General features: G+C 44.2%; 1 protein-coding gene. It reads right to left on the bottom strand.

Going from position 1 to position 627, the window contains the following annotated elements; genetic code table 11:
* Positions 1–627: HAD-IC family P-type ATPase (locus ACRCJ0_RS18260; protein ID WP_431391558.1), on the bottom strand; the 627-nt coding region annotated here is incomplete at both ends.

Below are 627 nucleotides of genomic sequence, written 5' to 3'. Positions count from 1 at the left end.
AATCACGATATTTTGTTTCATATTATTTGCGGTGGCTTTTACTAATCCTAATGCGTGAGGCAAGTTGCTGAAGTTCGAGTTCATTAAAACGACATCAGATGTTTCAATCGCTACGTCCGTTCCGCTTCCCATTGCGATGCCAATGTCTGCTAAAGCTAAGGACGGACTATCGTTAACGCCATCTCCAACAAAGGCTACAATTTGACCACGTTGTTGAAGTTTTCCGATATAAGCCGATTTGTCTTCCGGCAACATGTGGCCGTGAGCTTCGGTCAAACCAAGTTCGCCGGCGACCACATCAACGGTTCCTTGGTTATCTCCTGAAAGAACAACTAGATTTTTCACGCCCAAGTCTTTTAATTCCTGTAAATTAGCTTTCACACCCGGACGGACCTGATCGCGAATGCCCATCAGTACTTTTAATTCACCGTCGACCGCTGTCAAAACGAGAGAGTTCCCTTGTTGTTCAAACCGTTTGACATCTTTTTGCACTTTTTTGCTGAGAGTGACATTTTCTTTTTCCATCAAGGCCACATTCCCAACAGCCACTCTATGTCCAGCTACACTTGAAACGATTCCGCCGCCTTTCACGACTTCAGTTTCTTCAACAGGATAAAAGTTTGTTTC

The sequence above is a fragment of the Aerococcus sp. L_32 genome (assembly GCF_050689315.1).
The sequence above is the reverse complement of the archived record's forward strand: the minus strand, read 5'-3'. Positions and strand labels throughout refer to the sequence as shown.